Consider the following 15971-nt stretch of genomic DNA (forward strand, 5'->3'; position numbering starts at 1 on the left):
CATATCAAAGATATGCCATATAAAAATGCGGCAGGGAAAGTTTGTTCCCTTGCCGCATTTTTTTATAGATTTTTTGCATAGTCGATCCTGCGTCCAATACTACAGGCACTATCTTTTAGTTTTCCGAGTGTGTTGATATCGGTAAGAAAAACAACATAGCTGTCACTGTCTATGTCGATACCGCCTATGCAGAGACCTCGCTCTGTAAGCTTTTTGTCAAGTTCATCAAGCCAAACAGTAATGTCATCGTCGTAGGAAAAGTCTTTTACATCCAGCGTTATGTTTTCAGCGGAAAAAGATTCAAGTTTACCTATACTGAAAATAAGATCTTCAACTTCACAGCTGAAATCAAGTTCTGCCGCGTAAGAATTATTGATAAGTATATCCACACAGCCTATCCACATAAGAGTATCGGCATCAGCATCATCAGATGATATACCACGTTCTGAGAACTGTACTTTATTTTTTTCAGCGTAATCTTTAGTTGAGTTTGTACATTCTGCTATCTCGGCATCAACTGATTCTTTTCCTTTACATATAATTCTGAAAATTTCAGCTATCATCTTAGAATTCTCTGCACTGTCGTTATTTTGTATTTTCTTGAATTTATCAAATAATCCCATAAATACAAATCTCCTACTCATAACATTTGAATATAGACGGACATTGATTAACGTTCAGTTTGACTTTTTAATATTATACATCGTTGTGATCAAGAAGTCAACTGAATTCAAAGATAAATCATCACGGAGTTTTGCTGTATTAATTTTTCATTATTATGGAATATGTTAATGTATGTAGTTTCATATTAATATAATTCAAAATTAACTAACATGATATGTAATATCTGAAGTCTTTACTTTTGTTAAATAATGTGATATAATAATGTGGAAATAGGGTGATCAGGAAAGGGTTGGGTATTATGAAATTTATATCATGGAACGTAAACGGTTTCAGAGCTTGTCTGCAAAAGGGATTTGGTGATTTTTTTACTGCTGCAGATGCTGATATTTTTTGTATTCAGGAAACTAAAATGCAGCCTGATCAGGCGGATTTTTCGCCTGAAGGATACTTAAAATATTTCCACAGTGCTGTCAAGAAAGGGTATTCTGGTACGGCTGTGTACACAAAGAAGGAACCTCTTGAAGTAAAATTCGGGCTGAACGGTACTCACACAGATGAGGGCAGGGTTATCACTTGCGAATTTGAAGACTACTATTTTGTCTGCTGTTATGTCCCCAATGCGCAGAATGAGCTTAAACGTATAGACTACCGAATGGAATTTGAAGACGATATGAGAGCTTATCTCTCACAGCTTGATAAGACGAAACCTGTCGTATATTGCGGTGACCTGAATGTTGCTCATGAGGAGATAGATTTAAAAAATCCCAAAAGCAACGCGGGTAATGCAGGTTTTTCAGATGAAGAACGCGGTAAGTTCACGGAACTGTTAGGTGCTGGTTTTGCTGATACTTTCCGAAGACTTTATCCTGATAAGGCAGGAGCATATTCCTGGTGGTCATACAGATTCAATGCACGTAAAAACAATGCAGGATGGCGTATCGACTATTTTGTGGTTTCTGAAAGACTTATGGATAAGGTTAAAGATTCTAAGATACTGTCAGATATAACAGGCAGTGACCATTGTCCTGTTGAATTGGATATTGAACTCTAAAATAATTTTTCGGGGGTAGAAAAATGATTCTTATTACGGGTGATATCCACGGATGTGCGGATATATGTAAACTGGCTGCAAAAGCAAATCCTCTGCAGAAAAAGATGACAAAAGAGGATATGCTTATTATAGCCGGCGATTTTGGTCTGGTTTGGAATAATGATGCTGAGGATCTATGGTGGCGTAAATGGTTGGATCTTAAGCCTTACACAACTCTTTTTGTTGATGGCAACCATGAAAATTTTGATCTGCTTGAAACTTTTGAAGAAGTGGATTTTAATGGCGGAAGAGCTCATAGGATAGGTAACAGCATCTATCATCTGAAACGAGGAGAAATGTTTGAACTGCAAGGAAAGAAGTTTTTCACGATGGGTGGAGCTGAATCTCATGATAAGGAGTTCAGGACGCTTGGTGTATCTATATGGGAACAGGAACTGCCTAATGAAGATGAGTATGCTCATGCATTGGATACGCTGGAAAAGAATAACTGGCGTACAGACTATGTTGTGACACACTGTGCGCCTTCACCGATACAGCAGGAGATAGCTTCAAAGCTGGGACTGGAAAATGAATATCCAGATAACAGGCTCAATGCCTTCCTTGATGAGATCAGCAAAAAGCTTGATTACAAGGGATGGTTTGCTGGTCATTATCATACTGATCTTGTAAGTGAAATTGAACCAAGGTTTACAGTTCTTTTTAATAAGATAATCGAAGTTATATAATATCAAAAGGCTCGCTCCCTGTCAGGAACGAGCCTTATCAATTATACTATGGATTCAGTCTGTTAGGACCGCGGAAGATGAACATTGCTTCCTTTATATGCAATCCGAGTAAAAGCATTGTAAGTCTGTCTACACCGATGCCGAATCCGCCATGAGGAGGACAGCCGTATTTGAAGAATTCAAGATAGAATTTAACGTCCTCATCAAGTCCCTTTTCAGCTGCCTGCTTTTTCAGAACTTCATATCTGTGTTCACGCTGTGCACCTGTGGTTATCTCAACACCTCTCCAGATCAGGTCATAACCCATTGGCACACCCTTTTCATCTCTCATGTGATAGAATGCACGTTTTTCAGCATCAAAATCAGTAACAAACAGGAACTCGTGATTGTAGTGCTTCTTGACCCATTCATAGCTGAGCTTTTCAGCATCGGTTGTGAGATCGCCCTTTTCTTCCTCGGGAACCTTGTAACCGTACTCTTCTTCAAGTGCCTTATAAAGATCTGCAAGCTTTACAACAGGGAAGGGGGTCTCAGGTACTATTACATCCTGACCGAACAGCTCCTTGATCTCGTCGCCGTACTTTTCTTTAACTGCGGAAAGACCAGCCTTGAGAAGCTGCTCTTCCATTGCCATAACATCTCTGTAATCATTGATGTAGCTGAATTCAAGGTCAAAGCCTGTGAATTCGGTGGTGTGTTTGCTGGTGTAGCTCTTCTCTGCTCTGAATACAGGTCCCACTTCAAAAATGCGTTCAAATCCGCTTGCCATCGCCATCTGCTTATAGAACTGCGGAGACTGTGCAAGATATGCATTTCTGTCAAAATATTTTACTTCAAATACGCTGGAACCGCTCTCGGAAGCTGCACCTATAAGCTTAGGTGTGTGTATCTCAATGAAGTTCTCACCCAGCAGGAACTGACGCATTGCATTTACCAAAACGGTCTGAGCCTTGAACATCAGCTGATTTTCATCTGTACGCAGGTCGATCCAACGATAATCGATACGCTGATCGATACTTGAACGCTCAACTGCTTTCTTCTTCTTGGTAGCAGCTATCTCTTTTCTTGCTATCGGGATTGCGTCTGCAATGCTCTCGGGGATGATATCCTCAGGGATCATTTCAAGGCCACCAAGCTTAACATAGTCATTCTCAAATACCTGACCTATAACTGTAACAACGGAATCACCGGTCAGTGCATCCAGCTTATCATTAAGCTCAGGGTGCTTTTCCTTTTCTACCGTTACCTGTAATTTTCCTGTTATGTCCTTGATCACGATAAAAGCCATAGCGCGGGCATTTCTGTAGTTTTCTACAAAACCCTGTACCTTTATACTCTCGCCCAGATGATCTTTGACGTCCTTTATGTATGTTCTGTTCATTTAACTTCCTCCGTTTCAGGTGAGATTTTACATACAGTATATATTATAACGCTTTTGAAGTAAAATGTCAACAGCAATATATATTTATTTTTCCTGAATATTATTCGTGTAATAACAGTTTTAAAGTATTATGATCTTCGATGACGAAGATATTTTGTTTCAGCAGAACATATCAATCAGAAAATCCCATATCATGTGAAGTACTATCGGAACAATGATGTTTTTACTTTTAAGGAATGTAATACTGAATATTATACTCAGACCAACTATACACAAAAATTTTAAATGAACAAAGTTATCAATTAATTGTTCGTGAGTTATCCATGTGGGAATGTGTATTGCCACGAATAGAAATGAAGTCAGAAGTATAGCTCTCCATTTATGTTGCTGCTCTTTGCCTACGGTTGCATTCAAAAGCCAGCCACGGAACACCATTTCCTCGGTAATTCCAACAAAGGTATAAGTAATTACTTGCTTCACTCCGAATTCTTCATTTAAAATAATGGATCCTTTGTTTAAATACGCAGTTATCAAAGGATAAATAATAAATAATAGTAATATCGGTAAGTATTCAAGCCATTTGATCTTCGTGGTATACATTTCCTTTAGCCCGACACAGACATCGTCTTTGTAATAATGTATCAGAATCGCAGCGGGAAGTACCCATACAAGATTTTTTATAATGACTGTTTTTATTATTTGTGAGATTATGTCTCCTGTGAAAGTTTTGTCGATGTAAGGTTTTGCAAAAAATTCAAATAGAGCCCAGATCGTGTAAAATACGATCAGATATATTACGATCACCTTGGTTTTGGATACACGTTTTTCAGAAATTTCCATTATAATACCTCCGTATTTGTAGAATGCGGACAATTCAACAATAATTATTCAAGTATGAACAGATCTTCCACAGGTATCCTGAGATATCTTGCCAATTTTATAGCAAGTTCCAGTGTGGGGTTATATTTATCATTTTCAATAGCATTGATCGTCTGCCTTGAGACTCCCACAGCATTTGCTAACTCATCCTGAGTAAGTTTTTGTGACTTACGAAGCTCCTTTATCCTGTTCTTCATTTTTATATACCTACTTTCGTCTTACCGAAGGAGAGCATAAACAGAAAAACTACTGCTGCTGTAGCAGAAAGCAGGATCACGAGGCCCTTTTTCCAGCGTTCATCTCCGAAATCATGTCTGAATATCAAAGAAGAAGCACCCCTAACCAGTAAGCCGACAAGAAGTACATACATCGGCATCAGTATGGTTCGGTTTTTTATTGTGTATATGATGATCCATACTATCAGCGTGAACTGAGTATAGTAATGAGCTGTTATAATGCTTTTACTGCGGATCTCTTTGTCCATTTCGTCCGCTTTGTTTCTCTTGAACATAATAAAGACCTCCAAAAATATAATTCAATATATTCTATTATACTTGAAATCTTAAAAATGTCAAGAGTGTTTTACATTTGAATGTAAAAAATATCATATAGTTCCGTTTATTAGCATCATAAACATAGCAATTGTATTATTGAACACATGAAGTAGTATCGGGATAGTTGGATTATTCGAGTAAAGAATAATGACACCGTAAACTATGCCTGTAGATAATTTCGGCAGATTTATCATAAGCTCCGGTAAGGTTAAAGCGTGCATATGCCAAGCCATAAACAAAACAGATGATAAGATAACACATATAATCGAAGGAAGTTTGGTTCTCAGTTTATCCACAAGAATGAAACGGAAGATCAATTCCTCGGTTATTGGTCCCAATATGCCTGCAGCAGTTACAAACAAAGGCACTGATACCATCTTTGCAGCTGAAGAAATGCTGATATCATTCATTCCGTCATAATTAGGATATAGTGCTATAGATGGATAATAGGCCAGGCTAGATAATATCATATCCGTAATATAAGCTCCTATTGACCATATAATACCATTCGTAAAATGTTCTTTCCATTCAGTTATACCTTTTCTGATTTCTTTCCGAAAAAGATATATACCAATAAAACCAAGTATGCAATAAGCGATCATCAGACACATTAACGAATAATATCTGTTATGAAAAACCAAAAGACGTATCTTTACAGCAAAAATGAACATTATCGTGTATGCTGTCACATAAATTGTTTTTATACTTGCCTTGCTTTTATTTTTGATCATTTTGTTCCTCCTCATTATCAAATTTGTCAAGAGCTCTTTACATTTTGATTATAGTACGAGTTGCAATAAATGTCAAGAACCTTTTACATTATTTGTGTGGGATTTTCAAATAAGCACTTTCTCATTGGAATAAATTGTTGATAATAACCGAAATTGCATAAAATAAAGAATTTACTTTTAGATCATCACTGATCCTATGTATTTAACGTGGATTTTACATAGCTGTACTGTTCAAATTTACATTACTGTGCTATACTGATATTATCAGGAGTGTGATAAAATGCTAATATACATAGTAGAAGATGATCCAAGTATCAGAGAACTGGAAAGCTATGCGTTAGAAAAGAGCGGTTATATAGTTAAATCCTTTGAAGAAACAACTGACTTTTATGATTCTATGAAAGTTCGTACACCCGATCTTATACTGCTTGATATTATGCTGCCGGGCGATGATGGACTTACTGTACTTCGCAATATGCGAAATGAGCCTGCTTTTTCAAAGATACCTATTATACTTGTTTCTGCTAAGACCACAGAGCTGGATCGTGTAAAAGGTCTTGACCTTGGTGCTGATGATTATATCTGCAAACCTTTCAGCGTTATGGAAATGGTTAGCCGTGTAAAAGCCAGACTGAGAAGTATTCCTGTTAATAGTCAGACTGTATTGTGTTTTGAAGAGATCAGATTGTCAGATGATACAAGAACAGTGACTGCGGGTGGATCAACGGTGGAGCTTACATATAAAGAATACGAGCTTTTGAAAATGTTTCTCAGTTCTCCGAAGATAGTTCTCAGGCGTGATGATATCCTTGACAGGATATGGGGACATGACAGTACAGGGCGCACTCTTGATGTTCATATCCGTACTCTCAGAGGAAAGCTGGATGAGTACGGCAAATACATCAAAACGGTAAGAAATGTGGGCTATAAGCTGGATAAGGACGACTGATATGGAAAGAAAAATAGTGCTCAGTCTGTTTTATATGGGGATCATAACTGCTATAACGGGGATTGTGATAACTACTGTATCTTATTACGGTTTCTTTCGCAGAGAGGTTGAGGAAAACCTTGTTCACGAATGCAGACTAGTGGCTGAAAGCTATGAAGATCTTTCTTCTGCAGATGAACTTGAAAAATTTTCGGATGAAGACTTCCGCATAACGCTTATTGACAAGGATGGTAATGTGCTTTATGAGAGCGATGCTGATCACCTTACAATGACAAATCATCTCGACAGACCAGAGATAAGATCAGCAGCTGAAACAGGTACAGGCAGTGATACTCGCTTGTCTGATACACTTGGCACTGAGGATCACTACTACGCTGTCAGACTGGATGATAACAGCATACTTCGTGTTTCGATACAGACCGATTCAATGATCGCCCTTTTTGAACGTTCTCTATTAATAATATTATTTATAATCGTCGGTATCATAATAGTGTCGTTCATAGTATCTGTAAAGCTTACCGAAAAACTTATTGCTCCTTTAAAAAAGATACCCGAGATGCTGAAAAAGGATCTTCCTGTTACTGATGCAGATATGTATCCTGAAGTAATACCTCTGGTCGAGGAGATAAGATCCGTAAGAAATGCACAGAGTGAAATGCGTCAGGAGTTCACGGCTAATGTATCTCACGAGTTGAAAACACCGCTGACTTCCATTTCCGGGTATGCTGAGCTTATTGAAACGGGAATGGCGAAAGGCGATGACAGCATTAAATTCGCAGGCAAGATCAAAAAGGAGTCTGCACGTATGCTGACACTTATCGGTGATATATTACGTCTGTCTGAGCTTGATATAATCAGTGATACTCCGCTAGATGATGACGTAGATTTGAAAGCGCTGTCTGAAGATTGTATTGAACGTCTTCTGAATCAGGCTGAAAACCGCGGTATCAGAATTAACATAAAAGGAGAAGGCACCGTTGTAAAGGGAAGCAGAACAGAGATAACCGAACTGATCTATAATCTTGTTGACAATGCTATAAAGTATAACCGAGAAAACGGGAATATAGACATTTTTATAGTTGATAAAAGGCTGACAGTTTCCGATACGGGTATAGGTATTCCACAGGAAAGTATACCGCGTATATTCGAGAGATTCTACCGCATAGACAAAAGCAGGAGCCGAGCAAAAGGCGGAACTGGTCTGGGATTGTCCATCGTGCGGCATATAGCAGAACATCATAAAGCCGATATAGATGTAAAAAGTACAGTAGGTGTTGGAACAAGCATCACTGTCACATTCAGATAGGAGAGTAAAATGAATATATTTTCAATATGTACTCTGTGCGGAGGACTGGCATTCTTCCTTTTCGGTATGCACGTAATGTCACAGAGTCTGGAAAAAATAGCAGGCGGTAAACTTGAAGCTACTCTTAAAAAGATGACATCAAATCCATTTAAAAGCCTTGCACTCGGTGCAGGAATAACAATAGCAGTCCAGTCTTCATCTGCTATGACTGTGATGCTTGTAGGACTTGTAAATTCAGGTATCATGCAGCTTGAACAGACGGTCGGCGTTATAATGGGCTCAAATGTCGGAACAACGCTGACGGCTTGGCTGCTCAGTACAGCCGGTATAAAAAGTGACAACATATTTATCTCGATGCTAAAGCCCGAAAACTTCGCACCTATAGTAGCACTTGCCGGAATAATCATGATAATGATGAGCAAGAAAAAGAAGCGTCAGGACATAGGCACTATCATGGTTGGCTTTGCAGTGCTAATGTACGGAATGGAGCTTATGAAGGAGGCGGTTTCGCCGCTGGCTGAAACAGAAGGCTTCACAAAGCTGCTGACGGCTTTTGAAAATCCGCTTCTCAGTGTGGTATTTGGTGCACTTTTCACCGGTGTGATACAATCCTCGGCTGCATCCGTTGGTATACTTCAGGCGCTTTCCCTGACAGGTGCTATATCCTATAAAATGGCTATCCCTATCATAATGGGTCAGAATATTGGTACCTGCGTCACTGCATTGCTGTCCTCGATCGGTGTAAACAAAAATGCAAAGCGTGTTACTGTAGTGCACATGTTATTTAACTTTATCGGTACTATAGTTTGCCTTACTATCTTCTATGGACTGAACGCTGTTATTCATTTCAGTTTTGTGGATAAATCCATCGGTGCTGTGGAGATAGCAGCTGTACACTCCATATTCAACATTGTGACCACACTGATACTTCTGCCATTCACTGATCATCTGGTTAAGCTGGCTAATCGTATCATACCAAAAGCCAATGAAAATGAGAAGAGCGTTCTGCTTGATAATCGCCTTATTTCAACTCCGCCGCTTGCTGTATCTCAGTGCAGAGAAAGAACTATAGAAATGGCTGTCGGTGCAAAGGATGCTTTGTTGGAATCTCTGAAAGCTATGTTTGATATTAACGAAAAAGCTATACAAAGCGTTGAAGACAAAGAACAGATGCTTGATGAAATGGAGGATAAACTGTCTACGTTTCTGCTGGAACTTTCATCAGTCAGCCTGACAGATCATGACAGCCGTATCGTTACTGAGCTCCTGCACTGCATCAGTGACTTTGAGCGGATAAGCGATCATGCTATAAATATGATCGAAACAGGTCGTGAGATGAAGCAAAGCGGGCAGGAATTTTCTTTGAATGCCAAGGCAGATTTTGCTACTCTTTTCGCAGCACTTACCGAAATATCCGAAATGACTGTGAAAGCTTTCTCCGCCGAGGATACAGAAATAGCCTTCAATGTCGAACCTCTTGAAGAGGTCATTGACGATCTGACAAAAACTATAAGGGATAAGCATATCGCAAGACTTCGCAAAGGAGAATGCAGCCCCGAACTTGGTGTTTACCTTTCCGATCTGCTTATCAACTGTGAAAGAGTATCCGATCATTGTTCTAATATTGCAGTATCTATCATACAGATATCAAAATCCAGCATGAACAGCCATGATTATCTAAGTGGTCTGAAAGCTGAACTGTCTCCGAAATTCATAGAATGTTATACTTCTTATGGGCAGAAATACAGGCTTGCTGAGGAATAAGCTATGTAAGCAAACTGTTTTTCAGTTCATGATAAACTCTTGACAAATGATTTGTTTTATAGTATTATAATTATGTTTTTATAAATTATATTTATAACCATGAACGGAGAAGAAGAAATGATATATAACAATATTCTTGAAGCACTCGGACACACACCTATGATAAGGCTCAATCGTATGAATAAGCCCGGTAATGCCGAAGTCCTTGTTAAATTTGAAGGACTGAATGTCGGCGGTTCAATCAAAACCAGAACTGCTTATAATATGATAAAAAATGCCGAAAAACAGGGGCTAATAAAAGAAGATACTGTGATCGTTGAACCTACCAGCGGCAATCAGGGAATTGGTCTTGCTCTTGTGGGAGCTGTAAGAGGTTATAAGACTATTATCATAATGCCTGATTCTGTCAGTGAGGAAAGACGTAAACTGGTAGAGCATTATGGAGCTAAGGTAATGCTTATACACGATGATGGCGATATCGGTGCCTGCATTCAGGAATGCCTCGATACAGCTTTAAGAATGGCAGCCGAGGATCCTAAAGTATTTGTTCCTCAGCAGTTTGCTAACCCAAACAATGTTTATGCTCACAAGTATCATACTGCGCTGGAGATAATGGAACAGACAGCAGGAAAGATCGACGGTTTCTGTTCGGGCATAGGTACCGGCGGAACTATCACAGGTATCGGTGAAGCACTACGTGCGCAGTATCCCGATCTTGAGATATGGGCTGTCGAGCCTGAGAATGCTGCCATCCTCGCAGGTGGTACGATAGGCACACATTTACAGATGGGCATCGGAGATGGTATAATACCGGATATTCTCAATCAGAATATTTACGATGAGATATACATCGTCAGCGATGAGGAAGCTATTCAGACAGCAAAGGATCTGGCTTCAAAAGAGGGCATCATGTGTGGTATATCCAGTGGTACTAACGTAGCAGCTGCACTAAAGCTTGCTGAAAAACTTGGAGAAGGCAAAACAGTTGTAACGATACTGCCTGATACTGCTGAGAGATATTTCTCTACACCACTTTTTGAATGATCATATGTTTTAAACGGACGGCGTGAGAAAATCAAGCGCAGTCCGTTCTTTTATCGATAGAAATGTACTTTCAGCGAAAAAAGCTTGGTGAAGAAAGGTGAAAAATCCGTTAAAGCTCTTGACAATCGAGGACATATCGTATATAATATATGTATATATGTAAATGCTGTGACGGAATTATCCGCAGGCGAGGACTGAAGAGAGGGAGCGGTGGGTGCAAGCTCCTGTCTGAGCGGCGGTGGCTGACCTGAGCTCGCACTGTGAAAACAGTGACGTATCATCTGCGTTAAAGATGTCGAGTGGGCGCGTATATTCAGTGTGCGTCAATTTGGGTGGTATCACGGAGTATTCAGCTTCGTCCCATGTACAGGGGCGGGGCTGTTTTTGTTTTAACATGAGTTCGCGGCGTTTATCAAGAGATACAGAATACTTTCAAAGGGAGATAACAATTGCAGGAGGTGCTTTAAATATGAGCATCAGACTATCAAAGGAAGAATCAGAGAAACGTCTTGAATTAAGAAAAGAAACTGTGCATAAAGTTTGTCTTAAAAAGACAGATATGAGCCATCTTATTTCGAGAGTCGCTGTTGTGTTGGACGTTTCGGGTTCAATGACGAAAGCTTTTCAGAGCGGTATGGTACAGGCAACGCTGGAAAGACTGCTTCCGCTGGCTATGGCTTTTGATGATGACGGCTCTATGGAAGTGTGGACTTTCGACCATGAGTTCAAGCGGTATCCGCCGATAACGAGGACGAATTTTTACGACTACATCAAGGATAACAAGATCTCTGCGCGGGGCGGAACGATGTATGCGCCCGTTCTCCGCGATGTGGGCAGTTATTTCGTTCAGGAAGAACCTGCGAAAATACCGACATATGTTATCTTTATCACCGACGGTGATAATGCCGACGAATCAGATACGGACAAAGCTATAAAGATCCTTTCTCACTTTCCGATATTCTTTCAGTTTGTCGGGATAGGCGATACGAGTAAGAATGGATTCAGGTACTTGAGAAAGCTTGACGATATGGACGGCAGATATGTAGATAATGCGAATTTCTTTGCCATCGAGAATCTTGCTGATATTGAGGTGATAGATGATGTTTCTCTTTACACAAAGCTTCTTGACGAATATCCGAAATGGCTGAATTATCCCGAGGTCAGGGAAATGATCTCTAAGGGCGATGTGATGGACAAGCAGAAAAAGAAGTACCTTAAAAAGCTCAAAAAGCGCAGCGAAAGTTCTGGACTTGAAGTTGGCGGATTGATTGTCGATATAATTGAAATATTAGTGGATATTTTTACGTAAATTATTTTTGAAAGGAAAGATATATAATGGAATGGACCAGTCTTAATGATCTGAGAGAATCGTATCTGAAATTTTTTGAAAGCAAGGGATGTCTGAGACACAAGAGCTATCCTCTTGTACCCCAGAACGACAAGAGTCTGCTGCTGATCGTTGCAGGTATGGCTCCTCTGAAACCTTATTTTACAGGCCAGGAGGTTCCTCCGAGAGTACGTATGACTACTTGTCAGAAGTGCATCAGAACAGGTGATATCGAGAACGTTGGTAAGACCGCAAGACACGGTACTTACTTTGAGATGCTTGGTAACTTCTCCTTTGGCGACTACTTCAAGAAAGAAGCTATCGCATGGGCTTGGGAGTATGTTACCGACGTTCTGAAGCTGCCCCTTGACAGACTTCACGTATCGGTATACGAGGACGATGACGAGGCTGAAAAGATCTGGCACGAGGAGATCGGTGTGCCTATGGATCATATCGTCCGCATGGGCAAGGAGGACAACTTCTGGGAGGCTGGTACAGACGGCCCCTGCGGTCCCTGCTCTGAGATCTATTTCGACCGCGGCGAGAAGTACGGCTGCGGCAAGCCTACCTGCGGCGTAGGATGCGACTGTGACAGATATATGGAGTTCTGGAATCTGGTATTCACTCAGTTTGAGAGACACGAGGACGGCACTTACACTCCTCTGGCACAGAAGAACATCGATACAGGTATGGGTCTGGAAAGACTTGCAGCACTGATGCAGGGCGTTGATTCCATTTTCGATGTTGATACAGTTAAGGCTATCAGAGATCACATCTGCAAGATCGCTGGCTGCGAGTACGGTGCTGAGTACAAGAAGGACGTATCTATTCGTGTTATCACCGACCATATCCGTGCAGTAACATTTCTTGCTTCCGACGGTGTACTTCCTTCAAACGAAGGCAGAGGCTATGTTATGAGAAGACTTCTCAGACGTGCTGTCCGTCACGGCAAACTGCTTGGTATAAACGGTCTGTTTCTGAAAGACCTTGTAAAGACAGTTGTTGACTGCAACAAGTGCGAATATAACGAACTGGAAGAAAAGTTTGACTATATCGTAAAGGTGCTGACTACCGAGGAACAGAACTTCAACTCCACTATCGACAGAGGTATGAAGATACTGGACGAGTATATTGAGAAGCTTCAGGCTGAGGGCAAGACTACTCTTGACGGAGAGAGCTGCTTCAAGCTTTCCGACACCTATGGTTTCCCGCTTGATCTGACCAGAGAGATACTGGAAGAAAAGGGACTTTCTGCTGATGAAGAAGGCTATGCTGTTTGCATGGAGAAGCAGAGAGAGACTGCAAGAGGTGCAAGAGAATCTCAGGGCTACATGGGTGCTGAGGAAACTGTATTCCATAAGATCGACAAGAACGTTTCTACAAAGTTCACAGGCTATGATAAGACCGAAGACACCGGAGTAATCTCTTATCTTGCTAATGATGAAGATCTTATCGAAAATGCCGGTGTTGAGGACGTTGTATATATCGTTCCCGACCAGACTTGTTTCTATGCTGAAAGCGGCGGACAGACCGGCGATACAGGTATCGTTGAGACTGCAACCGGCAAGGCAGATGTTCTGGATACACAGAAGGCAGTTGGCGGAAAGTTCGCACTGAAAGTAAAGGTAACAGAGGGTGCGCTGACAGTTGGTCAGCAGGTTACATTCAAGGTTGACAAGGCTAAGCGTCTGGCTACCATGAGAAACCACAGCTGCGCACATCTTCTGCAGGCTGCACTGAGAAGTGTTCTTGGTGATCACGTTCATCAGGCAGGTCAGTTGGTTGACAGCCAGAGGCTGCGTTTCGACTTCTCTCACTTTGAGGCTATGACCAATGAAGAAAAGGCTAAGGTCGAGGCTCTTGTAAACAAGTATATTTTCGATGCACTGGATATCACAATGGAGGAAATGCCTATCGCCGAGGCTCAGAAGCTGGGTGCTATGGCACTGTTCGGCGAAAAGTACGGTGAGACTGTAAGAGTTGTTACCATGGGTGACAAGTCCGATGCTGCATCTATCGAATTCTGCGGCGGTACTCATCTGAACAACACTTCAAAGATCGGTCTGTTCAAGATCATCTCCGAGAACTCCGTTGCTTCGGGTGTAAGAAGAATCGAAGCTGTAACAGGTACAGGTGTTTTGGAACTGCTCAATTCCAATATCGATACCATAAACAAGGCTTCCGAGACACTTAAACTCAACAATCCTGCTGAACTTGTTGCACGCTGCGGCGCTGTAATGCATGAGATAAAGGGTCTTGAGAAGGAGAGAGATTCTCTTGAAACTTCTATGGCTAACATGAGAGCTAAGTCAGTTCTGGAGAACGCTGTTGACGTTAACGGCGTTTCTGTTGCAACTGCTCAGCTTACAAATATCAAGCCCGATGTACTGAGAAAGATGGCTGACGAGCTGAAGGCTGCTAACGACAATGTTCTTGTAATAATGACCACTGTAAATGGCGAAAAGGGCAACATCGTTGCTGCTGCAGGCAAGGAAGCTGTTGCTAAGGGTGCTCACGCAGGCAAGATAGCAGGCAAGATAGCTGCACTTACTAACGGTAAGGGCGGCGGACGTCCTGATTCTGCTATGGCAGGTGTTGGTGATGTCACACTGATCGGCGCTGCACTTGAAAAGGCTGCTGAGGTTGCAGGAGAATTCATCAAGTAATATAAATATGATCTGCGGCGGTGCTGATATATTGCACCGCCTGACAGATATAATCCATATGTATCGGAGTAAAACCTGATGGGCAAGCCTGTTGTGGTAGAACAGTATAATGAAGAATGGGCTGCTGATTTTCAGGCTATCAAAGCCGAACTGAACGTTGCGCTGGGAAATCTCGCGCTGAGGATAGAGCATGTCGGAAGCACTTCGGTTATTGGGCTTTCGGCTAAACCGATAATTGATATCGATGTTGTAATACGTGATGTAAGTTTGCTTGAAAATATGATTGATGCGTTAGGCAAGACAGGCTATGTACACGAGGGCGACCTTGGTATCAGCGGACGCGAAGCTTTCAAGTACAAAGGTAAAGAACATCTGCGTAAGCATCATCTTTATGTTTGTGCTGAGGATTCATCTGAGCTTAACAGGCATATCAAGTTCAGGGACTATCTGCGTTTTCACCCCGAAGCGGTAGTGGAATACAGCCGTATAAAGGAAAAGGGTGCGGCGTTTTTTCCAGATGATATTGAAAAATATATCGAATATAAATCTCCGTTTATCGAGAAGATATATGCGGAGATAGGAATATAAATTTTATTGATCCGGAGGTAAGAAAAATGTCTGATTGTTTATTCTGTAAGATAATCGCGGGGGAGATACCCTCAAAAAAAGTTTACGAGGACGAACTTGTTTACGCATTTGAAGATATCGCACCTACTGCACCTGTTCATTTTCTTGTGATACCAAAACAGCATATCTCAAAACTTGATGAAGTTAATGAAGCAAATAGTGCTGTAATAGCCCATATTTATGAAGTTATCGCTAAGATCGCCAAGGAAAATGAAGCAATGAAAGACGGCTACCGCGTTGTTACAAACTGTGGTGAGAGTGCAGGACAGAGTGTATTTCACATTCATTTCCATGTTCTTGCGGGCAGACCCCTTACCTGGCCTGCAGGCTAACTGATAGGTTT

Annotated in this window: 16 protein-coding genes; 10 read left to right on the plus strand and 6 right to left on the minus strand. The window is 41.1% G+C overall.

Annotation, left to right across the window (positions count from 1 at the left end; translation table 11 throughout):
- Nucleotides 1–62: 62 nt before the first annotated feature.
- Entirely contained in the window at nt 63–623 is a 561-nt protein-coding gene (locus RUMAL_RS09505) for a DUF6630 family protein (RefSeq protein ID WP_013498535.1), read from the minus strand.
- A gap of 299 nt (nt 624–922) precedes the next feature.
- On the opposite strand from RUMAL_RS09505, the gene RUMAL_RS09510 reads away from it, so the two are divergent.
- Both RUMAL_RS09510 and RUMAL_RS09515 read left to right on the plus strand, forming a co-directional pair.
- Entirely contained in the window at nt 923–1675 is a 753-nt protein-coding gene (locus RUMAL_RS09510) for an exodeoxyribonuclease III (RefSeq protein ID WP_013498536.1), read from the plus strand.
- Nucleotides 1676–1698: 23 nt separating this feature from the next.
- Entirely contained in the window at nt 1699–2400 is a 702-nt protein-coding gene (locus RUMAL_RS09515; protein ID WP_013498537.1) for a metallophosphoesterase family protein, read from the plus strand.
- Nucleotides 2401–2446: 46 nt separating this feature from the next.
- On the opposite strand, the gene aspS is transcribed toward RUMAL_RS09515, so the two are convergent.
- The 5 genes from aspS to RUMAL_RS09540 form a co-directional block, all read right to left on the minus strand.
- Nucleotides 2447–3781, minus strand: a complete 1335-nt coding sequence (gene aspS, locus RUMAL_RS09520) for an aspartate--tRNA(Asn) ligase (RefSeq protein WP_013498538.1) — start codon at nt 3779–3781, stop codon at nt 2447–2449.
- Nucleotides 3782–3940: 159 nt separating this feature from the next.
- Nucleotides 3941–4621, minus strand: a complete 681-nt coding sequence (locus RUMAL_RS09525; protein WP_013498539.1) for a CPBP family intramembrane glutamic endopeptidase — start codon at nt 4619–4621, stop codon at nt 3941–3943.
- A 44-nt stretch (nt 4622–4665) separates the two neighbouring features.
- Nucleotides 4666–4857 carry a helix-turn-helix transcriptional regulator gene (locus RUMAL_RS09530; RefSeq protein ID WP_013498540.1) on the minus strand — a complete coding sequence of 64 codons (192 nt, stop codon included), beginning with the start codon at nt 4855–4857 and terminating at the stop codon, nt 4666–4668.
- A gap of 2 nt (nt 4858–4859) precedes the next feature.
- Complete coding sequence (locus RUMAL_RS09535; RefSeq protein WP_013498541.1) at nt 4860–5171, minus strand: hypothetical protein; 312 nt, start codon at nt 5169–5171, stop codon at nt 4860–4862.
- Nucleotides 5172–5264: 93 nt separating this feature from the next.
- Nucleotides 5265–5945 carry a CPBP family intramembrane glutamic endopeptidase gene (locus RUMAL_RS09540; protein WP_013498542.1) on the minus strand — a complete coding sequence of 227 codons (681 nt, stop codon included), beginning with the start codon at nt 5943–5945 and terminating at the stop codon, nt 5265–5267.
- Between the two features lie 280 nt (nt 5946–6225).
- Between RUMAL_RS09540 and RUMAL_RS09545 the strand changes: the two genes are divergently transcribed.
- The 8 genes from RUMAL_RS09545 to RUMAL_RS09580 all read left to right on the plus strand — a co-directional run bounded on the left by RUMAL_RS09545 (nt 6226) and on the right by RUMAL_RS09580 (nt 15960).
- Nucleotides 6226–6894, plus strand: coding sequence for a response regulator (locus RUMAL_RS09545; protein WP_013498543.1), 669 nt, complete (start codon nt 6226–6228; stop codon nt 6892–6894).
- Between the two features lies 1 nt (nt 6895).
- Nucleotides 6896–8200: a sensor histidine kinase gene (locus RUMAL_RS09550; RefSeq protein WP_013498544.1), complete on the plus strand. Its 1305-nt coding sequence runs from the start codon at nt 6896–6898 to the stop codon at nt 8198–8200.
- 9 nt (nt 8201–8209) lie between these two features.
- On the plus strand, nt 8210–9964 hold the full coding sequence (locus RUMAL_RS09555) for a Na/Pi cotransporter family protein (RefSeq protein WP_013498545.1): 1755 nt from the start codon (nt 8210–8212) through the stop codon (nt 9962–9964).
- Nucleotides 9965–10081: 117 nt separating this feature from the next.
- Nucleotides 10082–11008 carry a cysteine synthase A gene (cysK, locus tag RUMAL_RS09560; protein WP_013498546.1) on the plus strand — a complete coding sequence of 309 codons (927 nt, stop codon included), beginning with the start codon at nt 10082–10084 and terminating at the stop codon, nt 11006–11008.
- A 469-nt stretch (nt 11009–11477) separates the two neighbouring features.
- Entirely contained in the window at nt 11478–12317 is an 840-nt protein-coding gene (locus tag RUMAL_RS09565) for a VWA domain-containing protein (protein ID WP_013498547.1), read from the plus strand.
- Between the two features lie 26 nt (nt 12318–12343).
- Entirely contained in the window at nt 12344–15001 is a 2658-nt protein-coding gene (gene alaS / locus RUMAL_RS09570; RefSeq protein WP_013498548.1) for an alanine--tRNA ligase, read from the plus strand.
- A 78-nt stretch (nt 15002–15079) separates the two neighbouring features.
- Complete coding sequence (locus RUMAL_RS09575; protein ID WP_013498549.1) at nt 15080–15589, plus strand: GrpB family protein; 510 nt, start codon at nt 15080–15082, stop codon at nt 15587–15589.
- Nucleotides 15590–15615: 26 nt separating this feature from the next.
- Nucleotides 15616–15960, plus strand: coding sequence for a histidine triad nucleotide-binding protein (locus tag RUMAL_RS09580; RefSeq protein ID WP_013498550.1), 345 nt, complete (start codon nt 15616–15618; stop codon nt 15958–15960).
- Nucleotides 15961–15971: the final 11 nt, after the last annotated feature.

The sequence above is a fragment of the Ruminococcus albus 7 = DSM 20455 genome (assembly GCF_000179635.2).
Taxonomy (GTDB): Bacteria; Bacillota; Clostridia; order Oscillospirales; family Ruminococcaceae; genus Hominimerdicola; species Hominimerdicola alba.

Excerpts from the sequence above, each read along its gene's own strand:
- RUMAL_RS09505 (WP_013498535.1), bottom strand. The coding sequence starts at position 623 with ATGGGATTATTTGATAAATTCAAGAAAATACAAAATAACGACAGTGCA.
- RUMAL_RS09510 (WP_013498536.1), top strand. The coding sequence starts at position 923 with ATGAAATTTATATCATGGAACGTAAACGGTTTCAGAGCTTGTCTGCAA.
- RUMAL_RS09515 (WP_013498537.1), top strand. The coding sequence starts at position 1,699 with ATGATTCTTATTACGGGTGATATCCACGGATGTGCGGATATATGTAAA.
- aspS (WP_013498538.1), bottom strand. The coding sequence starts at position 3,781 with ATGAACAGAACATACATAAAGGACGTCAAAGATCATCTGGGCGAGAGT.
- RUMAL_RS09525 (WP_013498539.1), bottom strand. The coding sequence starts at position 4,621 with ATGGAAATTTCTGAAAAACGTGTATCCAAAACCAAGGTGATCGTAATA.
- RUMAL_RS09530 (WP_013498540.1), bottom strand. The coding sequence starts at position 4,857 with ATGAAGAACAGGATAAAGGAGCTTCGTAAGTCACAAAAACTTACTCAG.
- RUMAL_RS09535 (WP_013498541.1), bottom strand. The coding sequence starts at position 5,171 with ATGTTCAAGAGAAACAAAGCGGACGAAATGGACAAAGAGATCCGCAGT.
- RUMAL_RS09540 (WP_013498542.1), bottom strand. The coding sequence starts at position 5,945 with ATGATCAAAAATAAAAGCAAGGCAAGTATAAAAACAATTTATGTGACA.
- RUMAL_RS09545 (WP_013498543.1), top strand. The coding sequence starts at position 6,226 with ATGCTAATATACATAGTAGAAGATGATCCAAGTATCAGAGAACTGGAA.
- RUMAL_RS09550 (WP_013498544.1), top strand. The coding sequence starts at position 6,896 with ATGGAAAGAAAAATAGTGCTCAGTCTGTTTTATATGGGGATCATAACT.
- RUMAL_RS09555 (WP_013498545.1), top strand. The coding sequence starts at position 8,210 with ATGAATATATTTTCAATATGTACTCTGTGCGGAGGACTGGCATTCTTC.
- cysK (WP_013498546.1), top strand. The coding sequence starts at position 10,082 with ATGATATATAACAATATTCTTGAAGCACTCGGACACACACCTATGATA.
- RUMAL_RS09565 (WP_013498547.1), top strand. The coding sequence starts at position 11,478 with ATGAGCATCAGACTATCAAAGGAAGAATCAGAGAAACGTCTTGAATTA.
- alaS (WP_013498548.1), top strand. The coding sequence starts at position 12,344 with ATGGAATGGACCAGTCTTAATGATCTGAGAGAATCGTATCTGAAATTT.
- RUMAL_RS09575 (WP_013498549.1), top strand. The coding sequence starts at position 15,080 with ATGGGCAAGCCTGTTGTGGTAGAACAGTATAATGAAGAATGGGCTGCT.
- RUMAL_RS09580 (WP_013498550.1), top strand. The coding sequence starts at position 15,616 with ATGTCTGATTGTTTATTCTGTAAGATAATCGCGGGGGAGATACCCTCA.